The organism is Actinoplanes sp. CA-051413 (assembly GCF_050955795.1).
Classification (GTDB): Bacteria; Actinomycetota; Actinomycetes; order Mycobacteriales; family Micromonosporaceae; genus Actinoplanes.
In genome coordinates this window covers 5,918,450-5,938,774 of record NZ_CP192100.1, presented here as the reverse complement: position 1 = coordinate 5,938,774, position 20,325 = coordinate 5,918,450, and the positions used below count along the sequence as shown (strand labels likewise).

17 protein-coding genes are annotated in these 20,325 nt (G+C 72.3%); 11 read left to right on the top strand and 6 right to left on the bottom strand.

All coding sequences use genetic code 11. The features are described 5' to 3' along the window. Positions 1 to 104 precede the first annotated feature (104 nt). Positions 105 to 2,321: an NAD-dependent DNA ligase LigA gene (ligA, locus tag ACQP2Y_RS27995; protein ID WP_433718012.1), complete on the top strand. Its 2,217-nt coding sequence runs from the start codon at positions 105 to 107 to the stop codon at positions 2,319 to 2,321. Between the two features lie 22 nt (positions 2,322 to 2,343). Here ligA and ACQP2Y_RS27990 read toward each other — a convergent pair whose 3' ends face one another. Beyond that, complete coding sequence (locus ACQP2Y_RS27990; RefSeq protein WP_433718011.1) at positions 2,344 to 2,910, bottom strand: GrpB family protein; 567 nt, start codon at positions 2,908 to 2,910, stop codon at positions 2,344 to 2,346. A 598-nt stretch (positions 2,911 to 3,508) separates the two neighbouring features. Between ACQP2Y_RS27990 and ACQP2Y_RS27985 the strand changes: the two genes are divergently transcribed. The 4 genes from ACQP2Y_RS27985 to pstS are packed head-to-tail and all read left to right on the top strand — an operon-like array spanning position 3,509 to position 7,568. Then, on the top strand, positions 3,509 to 3,925 hold the full coding sequence (locus ACQP2Y_RS27985) for a YciI family protein (protein ID WP_433718010.1): 417 nt from the start codon (positions 3,509 to 3,511) through the stop codon (positions 3,923 to 3,925). Further along, positions 3,922 to 5,148: an RNA polymerase sigma factor gene (locus ACQP2Y_RS27980; protein WP_433718009.1), complete on the top strand. Its 1,227-nt coding sequence runs from the start codon at positions 3,922 to 3,924 to the stop codon at positions 5,146 to 5,148. Before ACQP2Y_RS27985 ends, ACQP2Y_RS27980 begins: the two co-directional genes overlap by 4 nt. Before the next feature lie 51 nt (positions 5,149 to 5,199). Then, a complete protein-coding gene (locus tag ACQP2Y_RS27975) occupies positions 5,200 to 6,495 on the top strand; it encodes a hypothetical protein (protein ID WP_433718008.1) in 1,296 nt (431 codons plus the stop codon). After that, positions 6,492 to 7,568 (top strand): phosphate ABC transporter substrate-binding protein PstS, encoded by a 1,077-nt coding sequence (gene pstS, locus ACQP2Y_RS27970; protein WP_433718007.1) that lies wholly within the window; start codon positions 6,492 to 6,494, stop codon positions 7,566 to 7,568. The genes ACQP2Y_RS27975 and pstS overlap by 4 nt, the downstream gene beginning before the upstream one ends. A 4-nt stretch (positions 7,569 to 7,572) precedes the next feature. Here the strand turns inward: pstS and ACQP2Y_RS27965 are convergent, their stop codons facing one another. Then, complete coding sequence (locus ACQP2Y_RS27965) at positions 7,573 to 8,502, bottom strand: helix-turn-helix domain-containing protein (protein ID WP_433718006.1); 930 nt, start codon at positions 8,500 to 8,502, stop codon at positions 7,573 to 7,575. A 96-nt stretch (positions 8,503 to 8,598) separates the two neighbouring features. Between ACQP2Y_RS27965 and ACQP2Y_RS27960 the strand changes: the two genes are divergently transcribed. Beyond that, the gene (locus tag ACQP2Y_RS27960; RefSeq protein ID WP_433718005.1) at positions 8,599 to 9,624 is read left to right on the top strand and encodes an NAD(P)H-dependent flavin oxidoreductase; all 1,026 of its coding nucleotides are present in this window, start codon (positions 8,599 to 8,601) and stop codon (positions 9,622 to 9,624) included. 28 nt (positions 9,625 to 9,652) lie between these two features. Beyond that, positions 9,653 to 10,708 (top strand): aldo/keto reductase, encoded by a 1,056-nt coding sequence (locus tag ACQP2Y_RS27955; RefSeq protein WP_433718004.1) that lies wholly within the window; start codon positions 9,653 to 9,655, stop codon positions 10,706 to 10,708. A gap of 4 nt (positions 10,709 to 10,712) precedes the next feature. Here the strand turns inward: ACQP2Y_RS27955 and ACQP2Y_RS27950 are convergent, their stop codons facing one another. From ACQP2Y_RS27950 to ACQP2Y_RS27940, 3 genes are all read right to left on the bottom strand, one after another. Beyond that, positions 10,713 to 11,627 carry an ImmA/IrrE family metallo-endopeptidase gene (locus ACQP2Y_RS27950; protein ID WP_433718003.1) on the bottom strand — a complete coding sequence of 305 codons (915 nt, stop codon included), beginning with the start codon at positions 11,625 to 11,627 and terminating at the stop codon, positions 10,713 to 10,715. A gap of 157 nt (positions 11,628 to 11,784) precedes the next feature. Next, on the bottom strand, positions 11,785 to 13,314 hold the full coding sequence (locus ACQP2Y_RS27945) for a glycosyl hydrolase 53 family protein (RefSeq protein WP_433718002.1): 1,530 nt from the start codon (positions 13,312 to 13,314) through the stop codon (positions 11,785 to 11,787). 26 nt (positions 13,315 to 13,340) lie between these two features. Further along, a complete protein-coding gene (locus tag ACQP2Y_RS27940; protein WP_433718001.1) occupies positions 13,341 to 15,335 on the bottom strand; it encodes a beta-galactosidase in 1,995 nt (664 codons plus the stop codon). A gap of 154 nt (positions 15,336 to 15,489) precedes the next feature. Here ACQP2Y_RS27940 and ACQP2Y_RS27935 point away from each other — a divergent pair, with 154 nt between their 5' ends. The 4 genes from ACQP2Y_RS27935 to ACQP2Y_RS27920 are packed head-to-tail and all read left to right on the top strand — an operon-like array spanning position 15,490 to position 19,697. Next, the gene (locus ACQP2Y_RS27935; protein WP_433718000.1) at positions 15,490 to 16,794 is read left to right on the top strand and encodes an ABC transporter substrate-binding protein; all 1,305 of its coding nucleotides are present in this window, start codon (positions 15,490 to 15,492) and stop codon (positions 16,792 to 16,794) included. 11 nt (positions 16,795 to 16,805) lie between these two features. Then, positions 16,806 to 17,741: a carbohydrate ABC transporter permease gene (locus ACQP2Y_RS27930; protein WP_433717999.1), complete on the top strand. Its 936-nt coding sequence runs from the start codon at positions 16,806 to 16,808 to the stop codon at positions 17,739 to 17,741. Continuing rightward, positions 17,738 to 18,631 carry a carbohydrate ABC transporter permease gene (locus tag ACQP2Y_RS27925; protein WP_433717998.1) on the top strand — a complete coding sequence of 298 codons (894 nt, stop codon included), beginning with the start codon at positions 17,738 to 17,740 and terminating at the stop codon, positions 18,629 to 18,631. The genes ACQP2Y_RS27930 and ACQP2Y_RS27925 overlap by 4 nt, the downstream gene beginning before the upstream one ends. Before the next feature lie 52 nt (positions 18,632 to 18,683). Then, a complete protein-coding gene (locus tag ACQP2Y_RS27920) occupies positions 18,684 to 19,697 on the top strand; it encodes a LacI family DNA-binding transcriptional regulator (protein ID WP_433717997.1) in 1,014 nt (337 codons plus the stop codon). A gap of 7 nt (positions 19,698 to 19,704) precedes the next feature. On the opposite strand, the gene ACQP2Y_RS27915 is transcribed toward ACQP2Y_RS27920, so the two are convergent. Continuing rightward, complete coding sequence (locus ACQP2Y_RS27915) at positions 19,705 to 20,304, bottom strand: hypothetical protein (protein ID WP_433717996.1); 600 nt, start codon at positions 20,302 to 20,304, stop codon at positions 19,705 to 19,707. Positions 20,305 to 20,325 lie beyond the last annotated feature (21 nt).

Genomic DNA, 20,325 nt, shown 5'->3' with positions numbered 1-20,325 from the left:
TGCTTTCCGTGTACGGCATGACGACACTCAGTGAGGTTCAGCGTTTCTGTCGGACCTGTGCGGTATCAAGACATCGTCTCCCGCACACAGGAAGCGAGCACCGCATGTCGAGCACGGGACCGTCCGCCGGCCTCAGCACCACCGACCACGAGGTGGCCCCGGTCGTCGACGCGGCCCGCGCCGGCCACGAGGTGGCCCCGGTCGTGGACGCGGCCCGTGCCGGCCACGAGGTGGCCCCGGTCGTGGACGCGGCCCACGCCGCGGCGTTCGGCACCCGGGAGGAATACCTCGCCGCGATCGAGCGGATGCGCGCCGCCGCGACCGCCTACTACGCGGGCGGCGACCTCGTCATGGACGACGCCACCTACGACGCGCTGCTGGCCCGCACGGCGGCGACCGAGCAGGCCGAGCCGGGCTGGGCCGAGAGCGACTCGCCGACCGTGACGGTGGGCGCCGGCGTGGCGGCCGGCGACGTGGAGCACAGCACCCCGATGCTCAGCCTCGACAATGTCTTCGACGCCGACGAGCTGCGCGCCTGGGCGGCCCGGCTGGAACGCGTCCTCGGCCGGCCCGCCCTCGGCTACACGGTCGAGCCCAAGATCGACGGCATGGCGATCGCGGCCCGCTACGTCGACGGCCGGCTGCGCCAGGTCGCCACCCGCGGCGACGGCCGGGCCGGCGAGGACGTCACCACCCAGGCCCGGCTCGTCGCCGGCCTGCCCGCCGAGCTGCGCCGGCCGGTGACGGTCGAGGTCCGCGGCGAGGTCTTCATGACCGACGCCGACTTCGCCCGGGCCAACGAGCTGCGCACGGCCCACGGCGGCCAGGCGTTCGCCAACCCGCGCAGTGCGGCGGCCGGCACCCTGCGCGCCCAGGACCGGGCCTACGACGCGCCGCTGTCCTTCCTGGCGTACGCGGTGCACGACCTGCCCGGCGGCGAGGGCCTGACCCACAGCGCCGCGATGGCCGCCATCGCCGAGCTGGGCGTGGCCACGACGGCCGGCTCACCCGCGGGCATGCCCCGCTGCGCCACGATCGACGAGCTTTCCGACGCCATCGCCGCGATGGGCGCGGCCCGCGGCACGCTCGGCTTCGACATCGACGGCGCCGTGGTCAAGGCCGACGACCCGGCCGACCGTGACCTGGCCGGCTCGTCGAGCCGGGCACCCCGCTGGGCGATCGCGCACAAGTTTCCGGCCGACACCCGCACCAGCAAACTGGCTGCGATCGAGGTGCAGGTGGGCCGCACCGGCGTGATCACCCCGGTCGCGGTCCTGGAGCCGGTCCAGGTCGGCGGCGTGGTCGTCACCTCGGCCACCCTGCACAACTTCGGCGACCTGGTCCGCCGCGACGTCCGCGTCGGCGACACCGTCTTCGTCCGCCGCGCGGGCGAGGTGATCCCCGAGATCACCGGCGCCAAGCTCGACGAACGCCCCGCGGACGCCGAGCCGTTCACCCCACCGGAGGTCTGCCCCCGCTGCGGCGGCGAGATCGACCGCACCCAGAAACGCTGGCGCTGCACCCAGGGCCGAGCCTGCGGCGCGGGGGAGTCCCTGTCGTACTTCGCCGCCCGCGACTCGATGGACATCGAAGGCCTGGGCGACAAAGTCATCGCCGGCGTCGTGGCAGCGGGCCTGGTGACCGACCCCGCCGACCTGTACGACCTGACCCCGGAAGCACTGGCCGAGCTGGACCGCCTGGGCCGCACCTCGGCAACAAAGCTGGTCGCGGCGATCCAAGCGTCCAAGGCCCAGCCCCTGTCCCGCGTCCTGACCGGCCTGGGTGTCCGCATGACGGGCCGCTCGATGTCCCGCCGCCTGGCCCGCCACTTCGGCACCATGGAAGCCCTCCGCGCGGCCACGGTCGAGCAGCTGCAGGAGGTGGAGGCGGTCGGCCCGGAACGCGCGGCCACGATCGCCGCGGAACTGATCGACCTGGGCCCGGTCATCGACAAACTGACGGCCCGCGGCGTGACGATGACCGAGCCGGGCGTCCCGGGCCGCGAAGCAGCAACCGTTCCCGAAGCCGCCGCCCTTCCGTTGCGCAGGGAGGACGGTAAGCCGATGACCGTGGTCGTCACCGGCTCGGTCCCGGGCCTGAGCCGCAACGAAGGCAACGAAGCGGTGGAACACCTGGGCGGCAAATCCTCCGGCTCGGTATCGGCGCGGACGGACCTGGTGGTGGTCGGGGCGGGCGCCGGCTCGAAAGCGGCGAAGGCGGAGGAGCTGGGGGTCCGGATCATGCCGGCGGAACGCTTCGCCGAGCTGCTGGCCGCCCACAACGCGGGCGACGAGCTGGCCCTCCAGGCGTACCTCGACTGATCCACCGCGACAGTTTGTGACCTCAGGCGTCGCTCGGGCCGGGCGACCAGCCGGTCCGCTGCGCCCAGTCGTCTGCCCGGTGGATGATCTGCCAGCAGTGGTCGGCTTTCGCGTCGGTGTAGCCGAGGCCGTCATGCGGATGCTCAGCGGCGAGCCGGCGCTTGACCTCCGCGTATTCCGCAGCGTCGGTCGGGTGCACCCGCAGGTAGTCGCGAAACAGCAGCGGGAACTGCTCCGAGAAGCTCCCGGCCCGGCGCACGTGGATATGGGTCCGCGCCGCACCGGGCGGCTCCCGGAAATACCGCTTCGTAAGCTCCGGATTGTCGGCGCGATGGACGAAACCGAGACCCACCAGCGGATCGCGGAACGGATCGACCGGCTCCAGCCGGGCCACCGAGATCTGCACATCGACAACCGGCTTCGCCGCCAGCCCGGGCACCGCGGTGGACCCGATGTGGTCGATCCGCAGCGCGACATCCCCCAGCGCGCCCCGCAGCCGCCGCCCGAGACCGGCGAAGCGCGCCGCCCAACCGGGATCGTGATCGACGATGCGGATCACCCGCACACCTTGCGCCTTGTCACCATCCATCGCCCGCATCGTAGGCGGCCCCTGCTTCACCGGCCGCCGACGGCGGGCCGGCTCGCTACTCGGCAAGCTGCGGGTTCGCCTGGCTCACCGGCTCACCGGCTCACCGGGCCGACGGCTCCCGGGCTCACCGGACCGATCGCCCGCCGGTTCGCCGGGCCGATGGCATCGCGGGTCTGGCGGACGTGCCGGGCTTTCCACGTCCGCCGGGCTTGCCGGGTTCGGCGGGCCGCTGGCCCGCTGGGATCGGCAGTCGCTGCCCGTCCGACTTGCCGATCCGTTGAACCGCCGGATATGCCCAGTCAGTTCGACCGCCGGGCCTACCCGGCTCCGCCGGGGCCGTCCGTCTTCGACCGCCCGGGCCTACCCGGCTCCGCCGGGCCTACCCGGCTCCGCCGGGGCCGTCCGTCTTCGCCCGCTGGCGGCCCGCGGCCCGCCGCCCGCCGAAGCCGAAACCCCAGCGAGCGCCCCGCCCCCACCGCCGGTACGGTCGCCGAAACCAACTCCCACCAGATGCCCGGCCGATGTCGAGAACCCCTGGGGCAGCTTCGTCCATCGGTGACCGCGCCCACCGGGTGCGGCGCGAGGATAGGAATAACGCATGACCAAGTACCTGCTCATCGTGGATTACCAGCCCGGTGTCATCGACAAGCCGATGGACGAGTGGGCGCCCGCCGACATCAAGGCGCACATGGACTACTACGGCGCGTTGCGGGCTGAGCTGCTGGCCAGCGGCGAGCTCGTCTACCAGGAGGCGCTGACCGGCCCCGAGCTCGCCAAGGTCGTCACCAGCGACGGCGTCGCGGCGCCCGTGGTCACCGATGGGCCGTTCGCCGAGTCGAAGGAGATGCTGGCCGGCTTTCAGCTCGTCGATGTCGAGAGTGAGGAGCGGGCCCTCGAGATCGCCGCGCGGATCTCTGCGGTTCCGGGGCCCGGCGGGGTGCCGCAGCAGCAGCCGATCGGCGTACGCAGGGTGCTCGGTCCTTCCGACTTCGCCCTGCTGACGCCCGAGCTGTGACCACAGCTTCACCCGTTGAGGACCTGCTCCGTGAGTTCGCGCCGCAGGTCCTCGGCGTGCTCGTGCGCCGCTTCGGGGATTTCGACGCCGCCGAGGATGCCGTGCAGGAGGCGTTGCTCGCCGCCGCGCTGCGGTGGCCCGTCGACGGCGTTCCGGACAATCCGCGCGGCTGGCTGATCCGGACCGGCGCCAACAAGTTTGTTGATCAGATCCGGAACGAGCTGGCCCGCCGGGAGCGGGAGCGGCGGGCTGCGGTCGAGGAGCCGCCGATCGACGTACCGGATCGGGACGACACCCTCACCTTGCTCTTCCTCTGCTGCCACCCGGCGCTGACGCCCGCCTCTGCGATCGCGCTCACCCTGCGCGCGGTCGGCGGCCTGACCACGGCCGAGATCGCGCATGCCTTCCTGGTGCCGGAGGCCACGATGGCGCAGCGGATCAGCCGGGCCAAGCAGCGGATCAAGGCCTCCGCGATCCCGTTCCGGATGCCGGACCCGGCCGACCGGCGGGCCCGGCTGCGGTCGGTCCTGCACGTGCTTTACCTGATCTTCAATGAGGGGTACGCCGGCAGCACCGGCCCCGACGTGCACCGCACCGAACTTTCCGCTGAGGCGATCAGGCTGACCCGTACGGTGCACCGAATGCTCCCGGACGACGGTGAGGTCGCCGGCCTGCTGGCGTTGATGTTGCTCACCGACGCCCGCCGCCCCGCGCGGACCGGCGTCGGCGGCGAGCTGATCCCGCTGGAGGAGCAGGACCGCAGCCGCTGGGACCGTCAGCTGATCAAGGACGGGACCGCGCTGCTCGACGCGGCGATGACCAGCGGCACCGTCGGCGAGTACCAGTTGCAGGCGGCGATCGCGGCCCTGCACGACCGGGCCGCCCGGGTGCAGGACACCGACTGGCCGCAGATCCTCGCCCTGTACGGCCTGCTCGACCAGCTCACCGGCAACCCCATGGTCACGCTGAACCGCGCCGTCGCGGCGTCCATGGTGCACGGTCCGGCCGAAGGGCTGCGCCTGCTCGCCACCCTCGACGAGCGGCTGCCCGGCCACTACCGCCTCGACGCCGTCCGGGCGCACTTGTACGAGCGGTCCGGTGACACCGGTGCCGCGATCACGCATTACCGAACCGCCGCCGCTCGCACCACCAGCGGCCCGGAAAGGCGGTATCTGACCACCCGGGCCGCCCGCCTGAACGAATTGCGGGAAAACAACAAATGAACGGCAGTGGCCGGCACCCGGAGAATTGCATGAGTGCATTACCGTGGCGTCGTGTCCGCAGTTGTCATGGCGACGAGAAAATTGTTCCGTCCCGAAACCCCCGTACGCCTGCGCTTGTGGACCGCCCTGGTGATCGGCGTTGCGGTGGCCCTGCTCGCCGCCTCCGGCCTGCTGTTGTCCCAGCTGCGCGGCCAGGTCCGGGTCATCGGTGGTGAGGCGGCGCCGCAGGCCGCCACGGCCGCGGATCTGTATTTCGCCCTCAGTGATCTCGATGCCCAGGTGGCCCGAATGGTGCTCGTCGGTGACGCCGCGGAATTGTCCGGCAGTCAGCTCGACGCGCTCGGCACCTATCAGCAACGCAGCCGGCAGATCGACGAGGATCTGCAACGGTCGCTGACCACCGTGACCGGGCACGCCGACCGGGCCATTGTGCTGGAGCTGATGCACGACCTCGCCGTCTACCGCCGGTGGGTGTGGCAGACCCTCACCGCGCAGTCGCAGGCTCCGCCGCAGCCCCCGGGCCGGTTGCCGCCCGACGCGCTCGGCTACTACACGCAGGCGACCAACGTGCTGCACCTGCGGCTGCTGCCCGCCTCCGACCGGCTGCGCGACGCCGGTGAGTCCCGTCTCGACCGGGCGTACGCCGCCAAGGCCACCACCGAGGCGTGGACGGTCGGACTGGCCGTGCTGCTCGGCGGGGGTCTCGTCGTGCTCCTGCTGATCCTTCAGGTGTTCCTGGCGCGGCGGTTCCGCCGGCTGCTCAATCCGGCCCTGGCCCTCGCCACAGTCCTCGCCCTGGGCCTGACCGCGGGCGTGTGCCTGGTCGTCGTCGGGCAGGGGCAGCGGCTCAGTGCCGCGCGCAACGATCACCTGACGCCCTATCTGACCCTCTCGCGGGCCCGGGCGCTGAGCTACGACGCCGCCGCGGACACCAGCCGCTATCTGCTCAGCGGCAACCTGGCCCTCTACCAGCAGGACTTCACCGGCAAGTCGGCCCAGCTGATCGACGTCGCCGGGCAGCTGGATGCCGACGGTCAAGTGCGTGACCGGTGGCTGGGCTATCAGCGGGACCATCAGCGGGTCGTGGCGCTGGCCGGCTCCGGGCGTACCCGGGCCGCGGTCGACGTGGTCACCGGCATCCGCCGCGGCGACGCGGCCTTCGATTTCTCCTACTTCGACGCCGCGGTCGGCGCGGCCGCTACGGCCCGCAAGGCCGGCTTCGACACGGCCCTGCGGGACGGGGAACGGCTGCTGACCGGCTGGCCGCTGATCCCGCTGCCGGTCCTCGGGGTCGCGATGCTGCTCGTACTGCTCGGCGTCCGCGCGCGGCTGGCGGAATACCGATGAGGGCCCCGCTGGGTCTCGTCGCCGTGCTGGTGCTGGCGGTCGGCGCCGCGGCGTGCGCTCCGGTCGTCACGGCGCCCGCGGCCGGCGACGCGATCCCGTGCGCGGCCGGATCGTTGCGGGCCCAAGGGTCGTCGGCGCAGACCAACGCGGTCAACACCTGGATCCGGAACTACCAGGTCGCCTGCTCCGGCGCCACGGTCGCTTACGGCAGCACCGGCTCGGGCGCCGGGGTCCGCGCGTTCCTGGCCGGCACCGGTGACTTCGCCGGCTCGGACTCGCCGCTCACCGCCCAGCAGCAGACCGCCGCCGATGCCCGGTGCGCCCGCGGCCCGGCCGTGCACCTGCCCATGGTGATCGGCCCGATCGCGCTGGCCCACAACGTCGCCGGGGTCGGCGACCTGCGGCTGGCCCCGGCCACCGTGGCCCGGATCTTCGCCGGGACGGTGACCACCTGGGACGACCCGGTGATCGCCGCGGACAACCCGGAGGCCGTCCTGCCGTCGACCGCGATCCACACCGTGCACCGCGCGGACAGCTCCGGCACCACCGCGAACTTCACCGCGTTCCTGGCGGCGACCGCACCGGCCGACTGGCGGTTCGGCGAGGACAGCACCTGGGCGGCCCCGGGTGGCAGCGCTCAGCGGGGCAGCAACGGTGTGGCGTCCACGATCGCCCGCACGGACGGTGCCATCGGTTACGTCGAGGCGTCGTACGCGCGGTTCCACAACCTGGCCGTGGCGCGGGTCCGCAACGGTGCAGGGGAGTTCACCGCGCTGACCGACGAGGCTGCCGGGCGTACTGTCGCGGCCGCCGCCGTCACCGGGACGGGGTCCGACCTGCGGCTCGCCGTCGACTACCGGACCACCGCAATGGGGGCGTACCCGATCGTCCTGGTCACGTACGAGGTGGTCTGCCGGACCGGCACGCCCGCCCGCAGCCTGCCGCTGCTGCGCGGCTTCCTGACCTACACCGCCGGCCCGCAGGGCCAGGCCGCCGCCGCACGGCTCGGTTACACACCGCTGCCTGCGGCGCTGCAGGGCAAGGTGCTGGCGGCGGTAGCCGCGCTCAACTGACCGCTCAATCCGGGCGGATGTCGCCCGGAGTACGCCCGAAGGCGCGCCGGAACGACCGGTGGAACGTGGCCACGCTGCCGAAACCGGCGTCCGCGGCGATGTCGATGACCCGCAGATGAGCCAGCTCCGGATCCGCCAGCGCCCGCCGCGCCCGTTCGAGCCGGGCCAGCCGCACGGTGCCGGCGTAGCTGTGCTCGCTCCCGGCGAACCACGTGTGCACGGTGCGCACCGACACGCCGAGCCGCCGCGCGGTCGCGGCGGGGGAGAGGTCCTCGTCGGCCAGGTGTTCCTCAACGTCGGTCACCGCCGCGGCCCGGGACCGCGCGGACCCGGCGTGGCCCCGCGCCGCCGGGTCCGCGGGCTCCAGGGCCACCGCGAGCAGGCCGGCCGCGTGGGTGGCCAGCCGGGCGGCCACGTCCGGGCCCAAGGGGGTACGGGTGAGCGCCGTCAACGCGTGCCGCACCGCCGCACCGACCCCGGTGCCGGTGCCGACGCGGGCGGCGGTCCGGACCGGTCCGCTCGTCTGCGCGCTGAGCAGGGGCTCGGGCACGAAGAACGAGAGCTGCCGGAAGTCGCCGCTGAACGCCATGGTGAACGGCTCGCCGGTGTCCACCAGCGCCAGGTCGCCCGGCCCCAGCACGGTCTCGCGCCCCCGCTGGGTGACCAGGCTCGAGCCGCGGACCTGGAGGTTGGCGTAGTAGCCGGGGCGGTGGGACCGGCCGATGTCCCGCCCGGTGCGGTGCACCCGCTGGCGTTGCGAGTCGATCCGGGCCAGGTCGAGGCGGCCCAGCGGCCACTGGGTGACCTGGCCGGTGAAGGCGCCGCGCAGATCGGACTCCGGGCTCAGCGCCAGGAACGCCTCGCAGATCAGCTCACGCCAGCAGGCGAACTGGTCCGCCGCGGCGACGGCCGACGTGGACCAGGTCTGTGGCACGGCTGCTCCTGTCCTGTTGCCGACGTCTGCGCTCCATGCAACTCCGGCTGCGCGCAGGGCGACACCGTCGCGACCGGCATCCGACACGGTGACCGGATGAGACTGCAGACCCGCTTCACCGACGCCTTCGGCCTGTCGACCCCGATCGCCCAGGCCGGCATGGCCTTCGTCGGCGCGACCCCGGACCTGGCCGTGGCGGTCGGCAACGCGGGCGGGCTCGGCTCGCTCGGGGCCGGCCTGATGCCCGCTGCGGCGATCACCGCGACGATCGCCGCCGTCCGGGCCGGGACCGACGGCCCGTTCCACGTCAACTTCATCACCGGGTTCACCGGCCCCGAGCAGATCGACGCGGTCTGCGCGGCCCGGCCCGCCGGGGTGTCGTTCCACTGGGGACATCCGCCGCGCGCCTGGATCGACCGGCTGCACGACGCCGGGATCCGCGTCCTCGAACAGGTCGGCTCGGTGGCCGGGGCGCAGCGGGCGGCCGGCGACGGCGTGGACGTGATCGTGGCGCAGGGCCTGGAGGCCGGCGGCCACAACTTCGCCGAGCTGCCGACGTTCGCCCTGGTGCCGCTGGTGGTGGACGCGGTGGCGCCGGCCCTGGTGCTGGCCGCCGGCGGGGTGGCGGACGGGCGGGGCCTGGCCGCGGCGCTGATGCTGGGCGCGGACGGCGTCTGGGTCGGCACCCGGCTGGTGGCCACCCAGGAGTCGGCCGCTCACGACGGCTACAAGGCCGGGATCGTCGAGGCGCCGGCCACCGGGACCGTGCGGACCGCGTTGTTCGGCCCGGACCGGCCGGACTTCAACCCGATGCGGGTGCTCGGCAACCGGGTCGTGCTCCAGTGGCAGGACCGGGTGGCCGAGGTCCCGGCGGACACCTCGGGGCTGCCGGTCATCGGGCACACCGAGCTGGGCGGGGTGCCGACGGAGCTGCGCAAGTTCTCGAGCCTCGTACCCGTGCGGGGCCTGACCACCGGGGACCTGGACGAGATGGCGCTGCCGGCGGGTCAGGGGACCGGGCTGGTGGATGCGGTACGGCCGGCCGGCGCGATCATCGAGGCGATGACGCGGCAGGCCTGCGAGCTGCTCGAACGGCACCGGGACCGGGCTCACACCGGCTGACGGGCGGCGGCGGATCTAGGCTGGCTGGATGGAATATCGCACACTCGGCAAGTCCGGTCTCCGCGTCTCCGTGCTGACCATGGGGACGATGACCTTCGGCGGCAAGGGCGGCTTCGCCAGCGTCGGCTCGACCGACGTGGCGGAGGCCCGGCGCCAGGTCGACCAGTGCCTCGAGGCCGGCGTCAACCTGATCGACACCGCCGACGTCTACTCCGACGGGGCCTCCGAGGAGATCGTCGGTGAGGTGCTCGCCGGCCGCCGCGACGAGGTGCTGGTCGCGACCAAGGTCCGGATGCCGATGGGACCCGGCCCCAACGACGCCGGCCTGTCCCGCCACCACATCATCGCCGGTTGCGAGGCCAGCCTGCGCCGGCTGCGCACCGACCACATCGACCTCTACCAGGTGCACGAGTGGGACGGCCAGACCCCGCTGGAGGAGACCCTCGATGCGCTGCAGCAGTTGGTCACCTCGGGCAAGGTGCGGTACGTCGGAGCCTCCAACTACACCGGCTGGCAGCTGATGAAGGCGCTGGGCACGGCGGACCGCAACGGGCTGCCGCGCTTCGTCAGCGAGCAGATCTACTACTCGCTGCAGGCCCGCGACGCCGAGTACGAGCTGATCCCGGCCGCCGTCGACCAGGGCCTGGGCGTGCTGGTGTGGAGCCCGCTCGCCGGTGGCCTGCTCTCCGGCAAGTACCGCCGGGGCGTGCAGGCGCCGGCCGGCTCGCGGCAGCTCACCGACTGGAACGAGCCGCCGGTGCACGACCAGGAGAAGCTCTACGACACCGTCGAGGTGCTGGTGCAGATCGGCACGGACCGTGGCGTGTCGGCGGCCCAGGTCGCGCTGGCGTACCTGCTCGGCCGGCCGGCGGTGACGTCGCTGGTGATCGGGGCGCGCACCGCGGCGCAGCTCGCCGACAACCTGGCCGCGGCCGAGCTGGTGCTCAGCGCCGAGGAGCGGGCCCGGCTGGACGCGGTGAGCGCGCCGACGTTGCTGTACCCGTACTGGCATCAGGCGAAGACGGCGAGTGACCGGCTGTCACCGGCGGACCTCACCCTGCTCGGGCCGCACCTGGGGAACTGAGCCGTCAGCCGCGGGCGCGCCGCACGATGGTCTCCTCGCGCAGCACCAGCGAGCTCACCCAGGCCTCGGCGAAGTGCAGCAGGCCGCGCGCGCCGGCCTGCTCGAAGATGCGCCGCAGCAGCTCGGTGCGGCGCGCCGGCGGCAGGTGCTCACCGTCGGTCGTGCCGCGCACCCGGTTGACCAGCTGCTCGACGGCCAGGAAGAGGAACGGCCCGGCCACCGCCAGGGCGCGCCAACGGAACTCGGCGCCCTCGTCGACGCCGCGCAGGATCAGCATCGCGGCGAGCTCGTCCGCCTCGTACTCGCGGCGGGAGTTGCGGGGGTCGTCGTCCGGCGGGGTGTGGCGGTGGCCGGCGAGCAGGTGGCCGTACTCGTGGCCCAGGGCGAACCGTTCCGCCGACCGGGCCATGAAGAAGCCGAAGGTGTTCTGGGCCTCCGCCGGGGCGTCGGGTGCGGTGGGGTCCCGCTCCAGGTAGGCGGTCACCGCGTCGGCGAACGCCGCGTCGGCCTCCTCGCGCTGCTGACGCTGTTGCAGGGCCGCGGCCGCGTACCGACTGGCGCCCTGCTCGTCGCGGGCCGGGGTGAGCTGCGACGCGACCAGGGTGGCGGCCACCCGGTCCAGCAACGGGCGCAGGCCGGTGTCGAGCAGGATCAGCGTGCCGCCCTCCACGCTGTGCGTCCGCGCGTGCAGGGACCGGTGCGGAAACGCACCGACATGGGTGCCGGCCGGCACGTCGATCCGGCTCACCGCGAGGGTACGGCGGATCCCGGCGTCGACCGCGTCGAACGGGTTGGCCAGCTCGTAGCCGCCGTCGCGGATCGTGGCCAGCACGTCCTCGCCGACGTCCGCACGGTCCCGGGGGCCGAGGCCCTCGACGTAGGCGCGGACCGCCGCGCGGGGCAGGGTGCCGTCGGGCATCGCTCGGCCTCCTGTGGTCGCACCGGTTGGTCCGGCACGGTGCGTCCGCACCCGCCGGGAAGGACAGGATATGGTCACGCGTCGATGGTCGGCGGCGCGGGGACCTCCCCGGCTGATCATGCGAGGGCCCGCGGGCGTGCCACGGGCCCTCGACAGCTCAGAACCGCTTGAACACCGACAGGGCCGGCAGGGCGCGCCCGCTGTAGTCGAACAGCGCCTGGTTCTCCCAGCCGTCACCGGAGGCAGGGTCGGCCGGGTCCCAGCCCGCGCCCTCGGCTGCCGTCCACGTCGGCTCCCAGTAGAAGACGCCCAACGCGTTCGGCACCCCGGCGACCACGGTCAGGATGTCGCGCAGCGCATCGGACTGGCCGCGCGGCGTCGCCGGGTAGCCGCCGGTCTCGGCCAGGGCCGCGGTGAAGATGTTCGTCTCGTGGTCGTTCTCGGCGGTGGTGAAGCCGTACGCGGTCTCGGCCACCATCACCGGCTTGCCGTAGCGGCCCGCCAGGTCCAGCAGGTTGGCCTGCAGCGCGCCGAGGGAGCCGTGCCAGTAGACGTAGTGCGACACCGCGATCACGTCGAACGGCACGTTGCGGGCGGTCGCCTGGTCGAACCACCAGCGGTGCCCGCCGTTGTTGCCGCCCTCGGCCAGGTGCAGCACGACCTTGGTGCCCGGGGACGCCGCCGTGACCGCGGTGCTGCCCGCCGTCAGCAGGGCAGCCAGGCCGTCCCAGTTGTCCCAGCGGCCGTCCGGCCACAGCAGGCCGCCGTTGATCTCGTTGCCCACCTGGGCCATCGCCGCCGGGGTGCCCTGCGCCCGCAGGTCGTGCAGCACCTCGAAGGTGTGGTCGTAGACGGCCTGCTTGAGGTCGGCGAAGCTGAGCGCCGCCCACGCCGCCGGCTTGTTCTGCTTGCCCGGGTCGGCCCACGCGTCGGAGTAGTGGAAGTCGATCAGCAGCTGCTGTCCGGCCGCCTTGGCCCGGCGGGCCTGGGCCAGCACGTCGTCCTTGTCGTTGTAGCCGTCGGCCGGGTTCACCCAGACCTTGAGCCGGATGAAGTTCACGCCGTTGGCCGCGAGCAGCGGGAACGGGTCACGCCGCTGCCCGGCGGCGGTGCGGTACACGGCGCCGTGGTCCTCGTTCTTGGTCACGTGCGAGACGTCCGCTCCGGTGATCGCCAGCGGGGTGCCCGGCGCGGAGTCCGACGGCCCGAACGCGATGTCGTCGAAGTTCGTGTACTGCCCGGCGGCGGCGTCGGAGTGCAGCACGATCGTGCAGCGCCCGCCGGTCACCTTGACGGTGACGGCGAGCCGGACCCATTCATTTCCGGTACGGGGAATCGCGGCCCGTTCCTCCGCGGAGCCGCAACTGTTCAGCCCCACGTACGCGGAGGGCTGGTTGCCGCCCGAGCGCACCCGCAGGCTCAGCGTGTACGTGCCGCGCCGGAGCCCGGTGACCGGCTGACTCGTGGTGACCCGGTAGGCGGTGTCCGCGTAGTGCGTCAACTGAGAACTGCCGGTGTAGCCGCCGGCCTCGACGAAGCTGGCGGCCCGGGAGCCGCTCTCCGACCAGCCGGTGATGCCGGCCTCGAAGCCCGGATTGCGCACGTCACCGGGAGCGGCGGCGTGGGCGGGAGAGGCCGCGACGACCAGCGCGGTGGCTGCGGTCAGGACGAGGGGTGTGCGAAGCATGGGAGCTCCAAGGGGAGGACGGACTGTTATCGGTTGCCGCGCCGCAGGACGCGGAAGCTTCCGGCGGGGACCGGGAGGCCGTCGGCCACCACGTCCCCGGTGAGCAGTTCGACGCCGGCGCCGGGCACGACGACCTCGCTGCTCCCGTGGTTGATCGCGATCAGGTACGCGCCGGTGTCGGAGTGCCGCTCGACGACCTCCAGGGACGGGGGCAGGTCCGGCGCCGGGGGCAGGCCGGCCGCCTCGGACACCGATGCCAGCAGAGCGGCGGTGCCCTCGGGAGTCAACCGGGTCGATACGTAGAACGCCTGGCCTTTCCCGTACGCGTGCCGGGTGATCGCCGGCAGCCCGGCCGCCGGACCGTCCGCGTAGGACGCGAGCGCCGTGGCGCCGTGCAGTTCCAGCCGCTCCGCCCACGTGTCGGCCGTGCGGCCGTCGTCGAGCCGGACGCTGCGCCCGGCGGCCAGCGGCTCGAACTCCTCGACCCCCAGGCCGAGCAGGTCGCGCAGGGCGCCGGGGTAGCCGCCGGGGTGCACGGTGTCGTGCCCGTCGACGATCCCGGAGAAGTACGACACCAGCAGCGTCCCGCCACCGGCCACGTAACGTCGCAGGTTATCGGCCGCGCCCGGGCTGAGCAGATAGCTGCTCGGCGCCACCACCAGCGGGTACGCCTCCAGCGCGCCCTCCGGGTGCGCGAAGTCGACCGTCCGGTGCGCCCGCCACAACGGCTCGTAGAACGCCTCCTGCCGTTCGCGGAAGCTCAGCTCCTGCGACGGGCGCCAGGGCAGCTCGAGCCCCCACCACGACTCCCAGTCCCACAGCAGCGCCACCTCGGCGGTGATCCGGCTGTCGCGCAGCTCGGCCAGCTCGTCCAGCGCCGCGCCCAGCGCCACCACCTCACGCCAGGTCCGGGTGCCGGTGCCGCCGTGCGGCAGCATCGCCGAGTGGAACTTCTCCGCGCCGAACCGCGAGGCGCGCCACTGGAAGAACAGGATGCCGTCGGCGCCGCGGGCCAGGTGCTGCATGCTGTTGCGGCCCAGCTCGCCCGGCGCCTTGGTCAGGTTGCGGGGCTGCCAGTTGACCGCGTTGGTGGAGTGTTCCATCAGCAGCCAGGACCGCCCGTGCGCCACCGAGCGGGTCAGGTCGGCGCACATGGCCAGCTCGATGTGGTTGTCGGCCCGTTCGGCCTGCAGGTAGTGGTCGTTGGCGACCACGTCGACCTCGGTGCCCCACTTCCAGTAGTCGATGTTCTTGCAGTTGGCCAGCATGAAGTTGGTGGTGACCGGGATGCCCGGGGCGAGACGGTGCAGGATGTCGCGCTCGCGCCGGAAGTTGGCCAGGTGCGCGTCCGAGCTGAAGCGGAAGAAGTCCAGCTCCTGCGCCGGGTTGACGGTGGTCGGCGCGACGGTCGGCGGCTCGATCTCGGCCCAGTCGCCGAAGCGCTGGCTCCAGAAGGTGGTGCCCCAGGCGTCGTTGAGCTTGCCCAGGTCGCCGTAGCGGTCGCGCAGCCAGTTGCGGAAGGCCGCGGCCGAAGTGGGGCAGTAGCAGAACGGGTTGGCGCCGCCGTACTCGTTGTGGGCGTGCCACAGCACCACCGCGGGGTGGCCGGCGTAGCGGCGGGCGAGCTGCTCGGAGATCCCGGCCGACGCCGCGGCGTACGCCGGTGAGCTCGGGCAGAACGACTGCCGGGCGCCGCCGCCCAGCCGCGTGCCCTCGCGGGTGATCGGGGCGGCGTCGGGGTGCCGGTGCAGGAACCACGGCGGCGGGGCGGCCGTCGGGGTGGCCAGGTCGACCGCGATGCCGGCGTCGTGCAGCAGCTCGAGGCTGCGGTCGAGCCAGCCGAACTCGTACTCGCCGGGGGCCGGCTCCAGCATCGCCCAGGCGAAGATGCCGAGGCTGACCAGGTTGACGCCGGCCTCGCGCATCAGCGCCACGTCGGCGCTCCAGACGTCCTCCGGCCACTGCTCGGGGTTGTAGTCCCCGCCGTAGGCGATCCGGTCCATCCCCGGGACGAGCGGCATGTACGGCTCCGATCTGTGAGCGCTCCCAACCGTGCACAGGCATGATTGCATAGCTTCTACCTGCACAGTTAACGCATCCGCAACTCTTGACACTGTGCTTCCGTGGGTTAAGGCTGTGAGCGCTCACAGCCACCATCCCCGGAAAGGCACGATGATGAGGAAGAAGTTCGGCGCCCTGCTCGCAGTGGTGCTCGCCGCCGGCCTGAGTGCCGCCTGCACCAGCGATTCCGGTGACGCCGACCAGAGCGCGCAGCCCGGCGGCAAGGTCGAGCTCTCGTTCTGGGCCTGGGCGCCGAACATCGACAAGACCGTCGACGCCTGGAACGCCGCCAACCCCGACATCCACGTGACCCTGAGCAAGCAGGCCGGCGGCGGCGACATCGTCACCAAGCTGCTGACCGCGGCCAAGGCGGGCAACCCGCCGGACCTGGCCCAGGTGGAGTACCAGTCGCTGCCCACGCTGGTCAGCAACGACGTGCTGGCCGACATCGCCAAGGAGGCGGCGCCGGTCAAGGAGAAGTTCGCCGAGGGCGTCTGGCAGCAGGTCACGCTGGGCACCGACGCGGTGTACGCGATCCCGCAGGACTCCGGCCCGATGATGTTCTACTACCGGGCCGACGAGTTCGACAAGCTGGGCCTGACCGTGCCGAAGACCTGGGACGAGTTCGCGCAGACCGCCCGTACCGTCCGGCAGAAGGCCCCGAAGAAGTACCTGACCACCTTCTCGGCCAACGACCCGGGCTGGTTCACCGGCCTGGCGCAGCAGGCCGGCGCCTCCTGGTGGGGCATCGACGGCGAGACCTGGAAGGTCAGCGTCAACGACGCGGCCACCAGGAAGGTCGCCGACTACTGGGGTGGCCTGGTCGCCGAGGGCGCCATCGACAAGCAGCCGATGTACACCCCGGCCTGGAACAAGGCACTCAACGACGGCACCCTGATCGCCTGGCCGAGCGCGATCTGGGCGCCCGGCGTGCTGGCCGGCAACGCGCCCGCGACCAAGGGCAAGTGGGCGATGGCCCCGATGCCGCAGTGGAACGCCGGAGAGAACAAGACCGGCAGCTGGGGCGGCTCCTCCACCGGCGTCACCGCGGCCGGCAAGAACAAGGCCGCCGCGGTGAAGTTCGCGGCCTGGATGAACGCCGACCCGGCCGCCACCGAACTGCTCATCAAGGAGAGCGCCATCTACCCGGCCGCCCGCGACGCGCAGTCCAGCCCGCTGCTGCAGGAGCCGCCCGCGTTCTTCGCCAACCAGAAGGACTTCTACACCTCCGCCAAGGCGATCGCCGAGACCGCGTCCGGCTTCGTCTGGGGGCCCAACGTCAACGTCGCGTACGACACGTACAAGGACGCCTTCGGCAAGGCGATCACCGGTAAGACACCGTTCGCCGGGGCCGTCGACACCATGCAGACGGCCACCGTGGCCGACATGCAGAAGAACGGCTTCAAGGTCGCGAGCTGAGAGGACCCGTCATGTCATCGGCCGTCACCGGCCGGCGGCGGCGAGGTGCGGCATCCCGCGGGGTGCCGTACCTCTTCCTCGCCCCGGCCATCGTGCTCTTCGTCCTCTTCCTGCTCGTGCCGATCGGCTACGCCGTCTACCTGAGCCTGCGCAAGGTCAAGGTCAGCGGCCTGGGCCTGGGCCGCAACGCGCGCACCGAGATCTTCGCCGGGCTGGAGAACTACCGCACCGCGCTGTCGGACTCCGAGCTGTGGGGCAGCGCGGGCCGGGTGCTGGCCTACGGCCTGACCCTGCTGCCCGTCATGCTGGGCCTGGCCCTGCTCTTCGCGCTGCTGCTGGACCGGCCGGGGGTCCGGCTGGCGCGCTTCTCGCGCCTGGCCATCTTCCTGCCGTACGCCGTCCCGGGCCTGATCGCCAGCATGCTCTGGGGCTTCCTCTACCTGCCGGCGGTCAGCCCGTTCACCGACCTGGCCGTGCGGCTGGGGCTGCCCGAGCCCGACCCGCTCACCGGCGGCTCGGTGTTCTTCGCCATCGTCAACATCGCGGTCTGGGGCGGCGTCGGCTTCAACATGATCGTGCTGTTCACCTCGCTGCGGGCCATCCCCTCGGAGATCTACGAGTCCGCCCGCCTCGACGGCTGCACCGAATTCCAGCTCGCCGTCCGGATCAAGATCCCGCTGCTGATGCCGTCGCTGATCATGACCACGGTCTTCTCGCTGATCGCCACCCTGCAGGTCTTCACCGAGCCGCTGACCGTGCGCTCGCTTACCAACTCCATCTCCTCGACGTGGACCCCGCTCATGAAGATCTACCGCGACGCGTTCGCGCAGAACGACATCTACTCGGCCGCCGCCAGCTCGGTGCTGATCGCCGGGATCACGCTCGTGGTCTCGTTCGGCTTCCTGCGGCTGGTGCAGCGGCAGGCCTTCGGAAGCGAGGAGCGATGACGGCGCTCGCCACCTCCGTACCGGTGCGGGACGACCGGGATCCGGCGGCGCCGCGCCGGCGGTCCCAGCGGCGCACCGCCTGGCTGCCGACCACCGTGCTGCTGATCGGGGCGGTCTACTGCCTGCTGCCGGTGGCCTGGGTGGTCGCCGCGTCGACCAAGAGCGGGTCGTCGCTGTTCACCACCTTCACGTTCGCCCCGGGCGGGGACTTCCTCACCAACCTCGGCGACCTGTCCGCCGGCGGCGTCTACTGGAAGTGGATGCTCAACTCCCTGCTGTACGCCGGGGCCGGCGGGCTGCTGTCGGCGTTCGTGTCCGGGCTGTCCGGCTACACGCTGGCCAAGTTCCGGTTCCCCGGGCGCGGCGTCATCTTCAACGTGCTGCTGGCCGGGGTGCTGGTGCCCGGGGTCACGCTGGCCATCCCGCAGTACCTGCTGCTGGCCAAGGTGGGGATGACCGACACGTACTGGGCGGTGCTGCTGCCGAACATCCTCAGCCCGTACGGGATCTATCTGGCCCGGATCTATGCCGCCGCGGCCGTGCCGGACACCGTGCTCGAGGCCGCCCGCACCGACGGGGCGTCCGAGGGCCGGATCTTCGGCCGGGTGGCCCTGCCGATGATGCTGCCCGGGCTGGTCACGGTCTTCCTGTTCCAGTTCGTGGCGATCTGGAACAACTTCCTGCTGCCGTTCGTGATGCTCTCCGACGACGACAAGTTCCCGGTGACCGTCGGCCTGTTCACGTTGCTGAACCAGGGCCAGACCGTGCCCGCCCTCTACAGCGTCGTGATCATCGGGGTACTGATCTCCATCGTGCCCCTGATCGCGCTGTTCCTGCTGCTGCAACGCTACTGGCGCCTGGACCTGGTCTCCGGGGCGGTGAAGGGCTGATGTCCGGCCAACCCGGCTGCGCGGCGGTGGGACCGGGCGGGAGAATGTGACCGTGACCGAGCCCAGCCGACTCCGCTCCCGCCCGACGATGGACGACGTCGCGGCGGTGGCCGGCGTCTCCCGCGGCACGGTCTCGCGGGTGCTCAACGGCGGTCACAACGTCAGCCGGCAGGCCCTGGCCGCGGTCGAGCGCGCGATCAGCAAAACCGGGTACGTGGTGAATCAGCACGCGCGCAGCCTGGTCACCCAGCGCTCGGGCTCGGTCGCCTTCATCCTCTCCGAGCCGCAGGACAAGCTCTTCGAGGACCCCAATTTCAACAACCTGCTGCGCGGCTGCACCCAGGTCCTGGCCGAGCACGACATCACCCTGCTGCTGACCGTGGCCGCCACCGGCGAGGACCGCCAGCGGATCGGCCGCTGGGTCACCGCCGGGCACGTCGACGGCGCGTTGCTGGTCTCCAACCACCTGGGCAGCCCGCTGATCGCCGAGCTCAAGGAGCGCGGGCTGCCGTTCGTGGTCTGCGGCCGTCCCCTGGGCCAGGAACGCGACGTCACCTACGTGGCCTCCGACGACCGCGACGGCGCCCGGCAGATGACCGAATACCTGCGCTCGGCCGGTCGCCGCCGGATCGCCATCATCACCGGCCCGCTGGACACCCCCGGCGGCGTCGACCGGCTGGCCGGCTACCGCGAGATCGTCGGGCACGGCGACCCTGAGCTGATCGCGACCGGCGACTACACCCAGGCCTCGGGCGAGGCGGCGATGGCCCGCCTGCTGGAGCAGGCCCCGGACCTGGACGCGGTCTTCGTCTGCTCCGACCTGATGGCGGCCGGTGCGATCACCACCTTGCAGCGGGCCGGCAAGCGCGTCCCGCAGGACGTGGCGGTCGGCGGCTTCGACGACAACAAGATCGCCACCACGACCAAGCCTTTGCTGACCACCATCCGTCAGCCGTGGGCCCGGCAGAGCGCGGAGATGGTCCGGCTGCTGCTGGCCCACATCGACGGCGAGGAGCACTCGGCCGTGATCCTGCCGACCGATCTGGTCATCCGCGAGTCGGCGTAGGAGAGCGTCACCCGATGGTGCGGCGGCGGCGCGTGGCTGCCACCCCGAGCACACCGGCGCCGAGCGCCAGCAGGCCGATCACCCCGGTCGCCGGGCCGGTGGCCGCCAGGGTCTCCCGGCCGTCGACGATGCGGACCTCGCTGTTCCCGGCGATCGGCGCCAGTCCCTCGGCGGAGAACGTGATGGTCACCGTCCCGGTGTGGCCGGCCGTCGCGGTCCGGGTGGCCTTCACCAGCACGGGCAGGTACTGCTCGATCGTCTCGCCCTCGAACGACAACACCCGGGGATCCGAGCAGACGACACGGGTCGGTGACGGTGTGACGCATACACCGCCACCTTTCCTTGGAGTGAGCCGGACGCCGGTGACTCCGCGCAGGTCATAAATGACCTTCGCGCCGGTCAGCTTCGTCGGGCCCGTGGACCACAGGTTCGGTCCCAGCGCGTCGACGGCGGTGCCGCCCACGGGCACCTCGATGTCCGGGAAGGCGGCCGAGATCGGATCGCCGCGGTAGATGTCCGCGGCGCGGGCCGGGGACGCCACGGTGAGCAGAAGAACGGCGGCGGCGGCCGGTACGCCCAGGAGGCGCCGCGCGTACAGGTGCTGCATCGTCGGTGTTTCCTTTCAAGC

What these genes read in the sequence shown, in the direction of transcription:
- ACQP2Y_RS27915 (WP_433717996.1), bottom strand. Translation starts at nt 20,304, where the DNA reads ATGCAGCACCTGTACGCGCGGCGCCTCCTGGGCGTACCGGCCGCCGCC.
- ACQP2Y_RS27985 (WP_433718010.1), top strand. Translation starts at nt 3,509, where the DNA reads ATGACCAAGTACCTGCTCATCGTGGATTACCAGCCCGGTGTCATCGAC.
- ACQP2Y_RS27990 (WP_433718011.1), bottom strand. Translation starts at nt 2,910, where the DNA reads ATGGATGGTGACAAGGCGCAAGGTGTGCGGGTGATCCGCATCGTCGAT.
- ACQP2Y_RS27955 (WP_433718004.1), top strand. Translation starts at nt 9,653, where the DNA reads ATGGAATATCGCACACTCGGCAAGTCCGGTCTCCGCGTCTCCGTGCTG.
- ACQP2Y_RS27960 (WP_433718005.1), top strand. Translation starts at nt 8,599, where the DNA reads ATGAGACTGCAGACCCGCTTCACCGACGCCTTCGGCCTGTCGACCCCG.
- ligA (WP_433718012.1), top strand. Translation starts at nt 105, where the DNA reads ATGTCGAGCACGGGACCGTCCGCCGGCCTCAGCACCACCGACCACGAG.
- ACQP2Y_RS27925 (WP_433717998.1), top strand. Translation starts at nt 17,738, where the DNA reads ATGACGGCGCTCGCCACCTCCGTACCGGTGCGGGACGACCGGGATCCG.
- ACQP2Y_RS27935 (WP_433718000.1), top strand. Translation starts at nt 15,490, where the DNA reads ATGAGGAAGAAGTTCGGCGCCCTGCTCGCAGTGGTGCTCGCCGCCGGC.
- ACQP2Y_RS27940 (WP_433718001.1), bottom strand. Translation starts at nt 15,335, where the DNA reads ATGCCGCTCGTCCCGGGGATGGACCGGATCGCCTACGGCGGGGACTAC.
- ACQP2Y_RS27945 (WP_433718002.1), bottom strand. Translation starts at nt 13,314, where the DNA reads ATGCTTCGCACACCCCTCGTCCTGACCGCAGCCACCGCGCTGGTCGTC.
- ACQP2Y_RS27930 (WP_433717999.1), top strand. Translation starts at nt 16,806, where the DNA reads ATGTCATCGGCCGTCACCGGCCGGCGGCGGCGAGGTGCGGCATCCCGC.
- pstS (WP_433718007.1), top strand. Translation starts at nt 6,492, where the DNA reads ATGAGGGCCCCGCTGGGTCTCGTCGCCGTGCTGGTGCTGGCGGTCGGC.
- ACQP2Y_RS27950 (WP_433718003.1), bottom strand. Translation starts at nt 11,627, where the DNA reads ATGCCCGACGGCACCCTGCCCCGCGCGGCGGTCCGCGCCTACGTCGAG.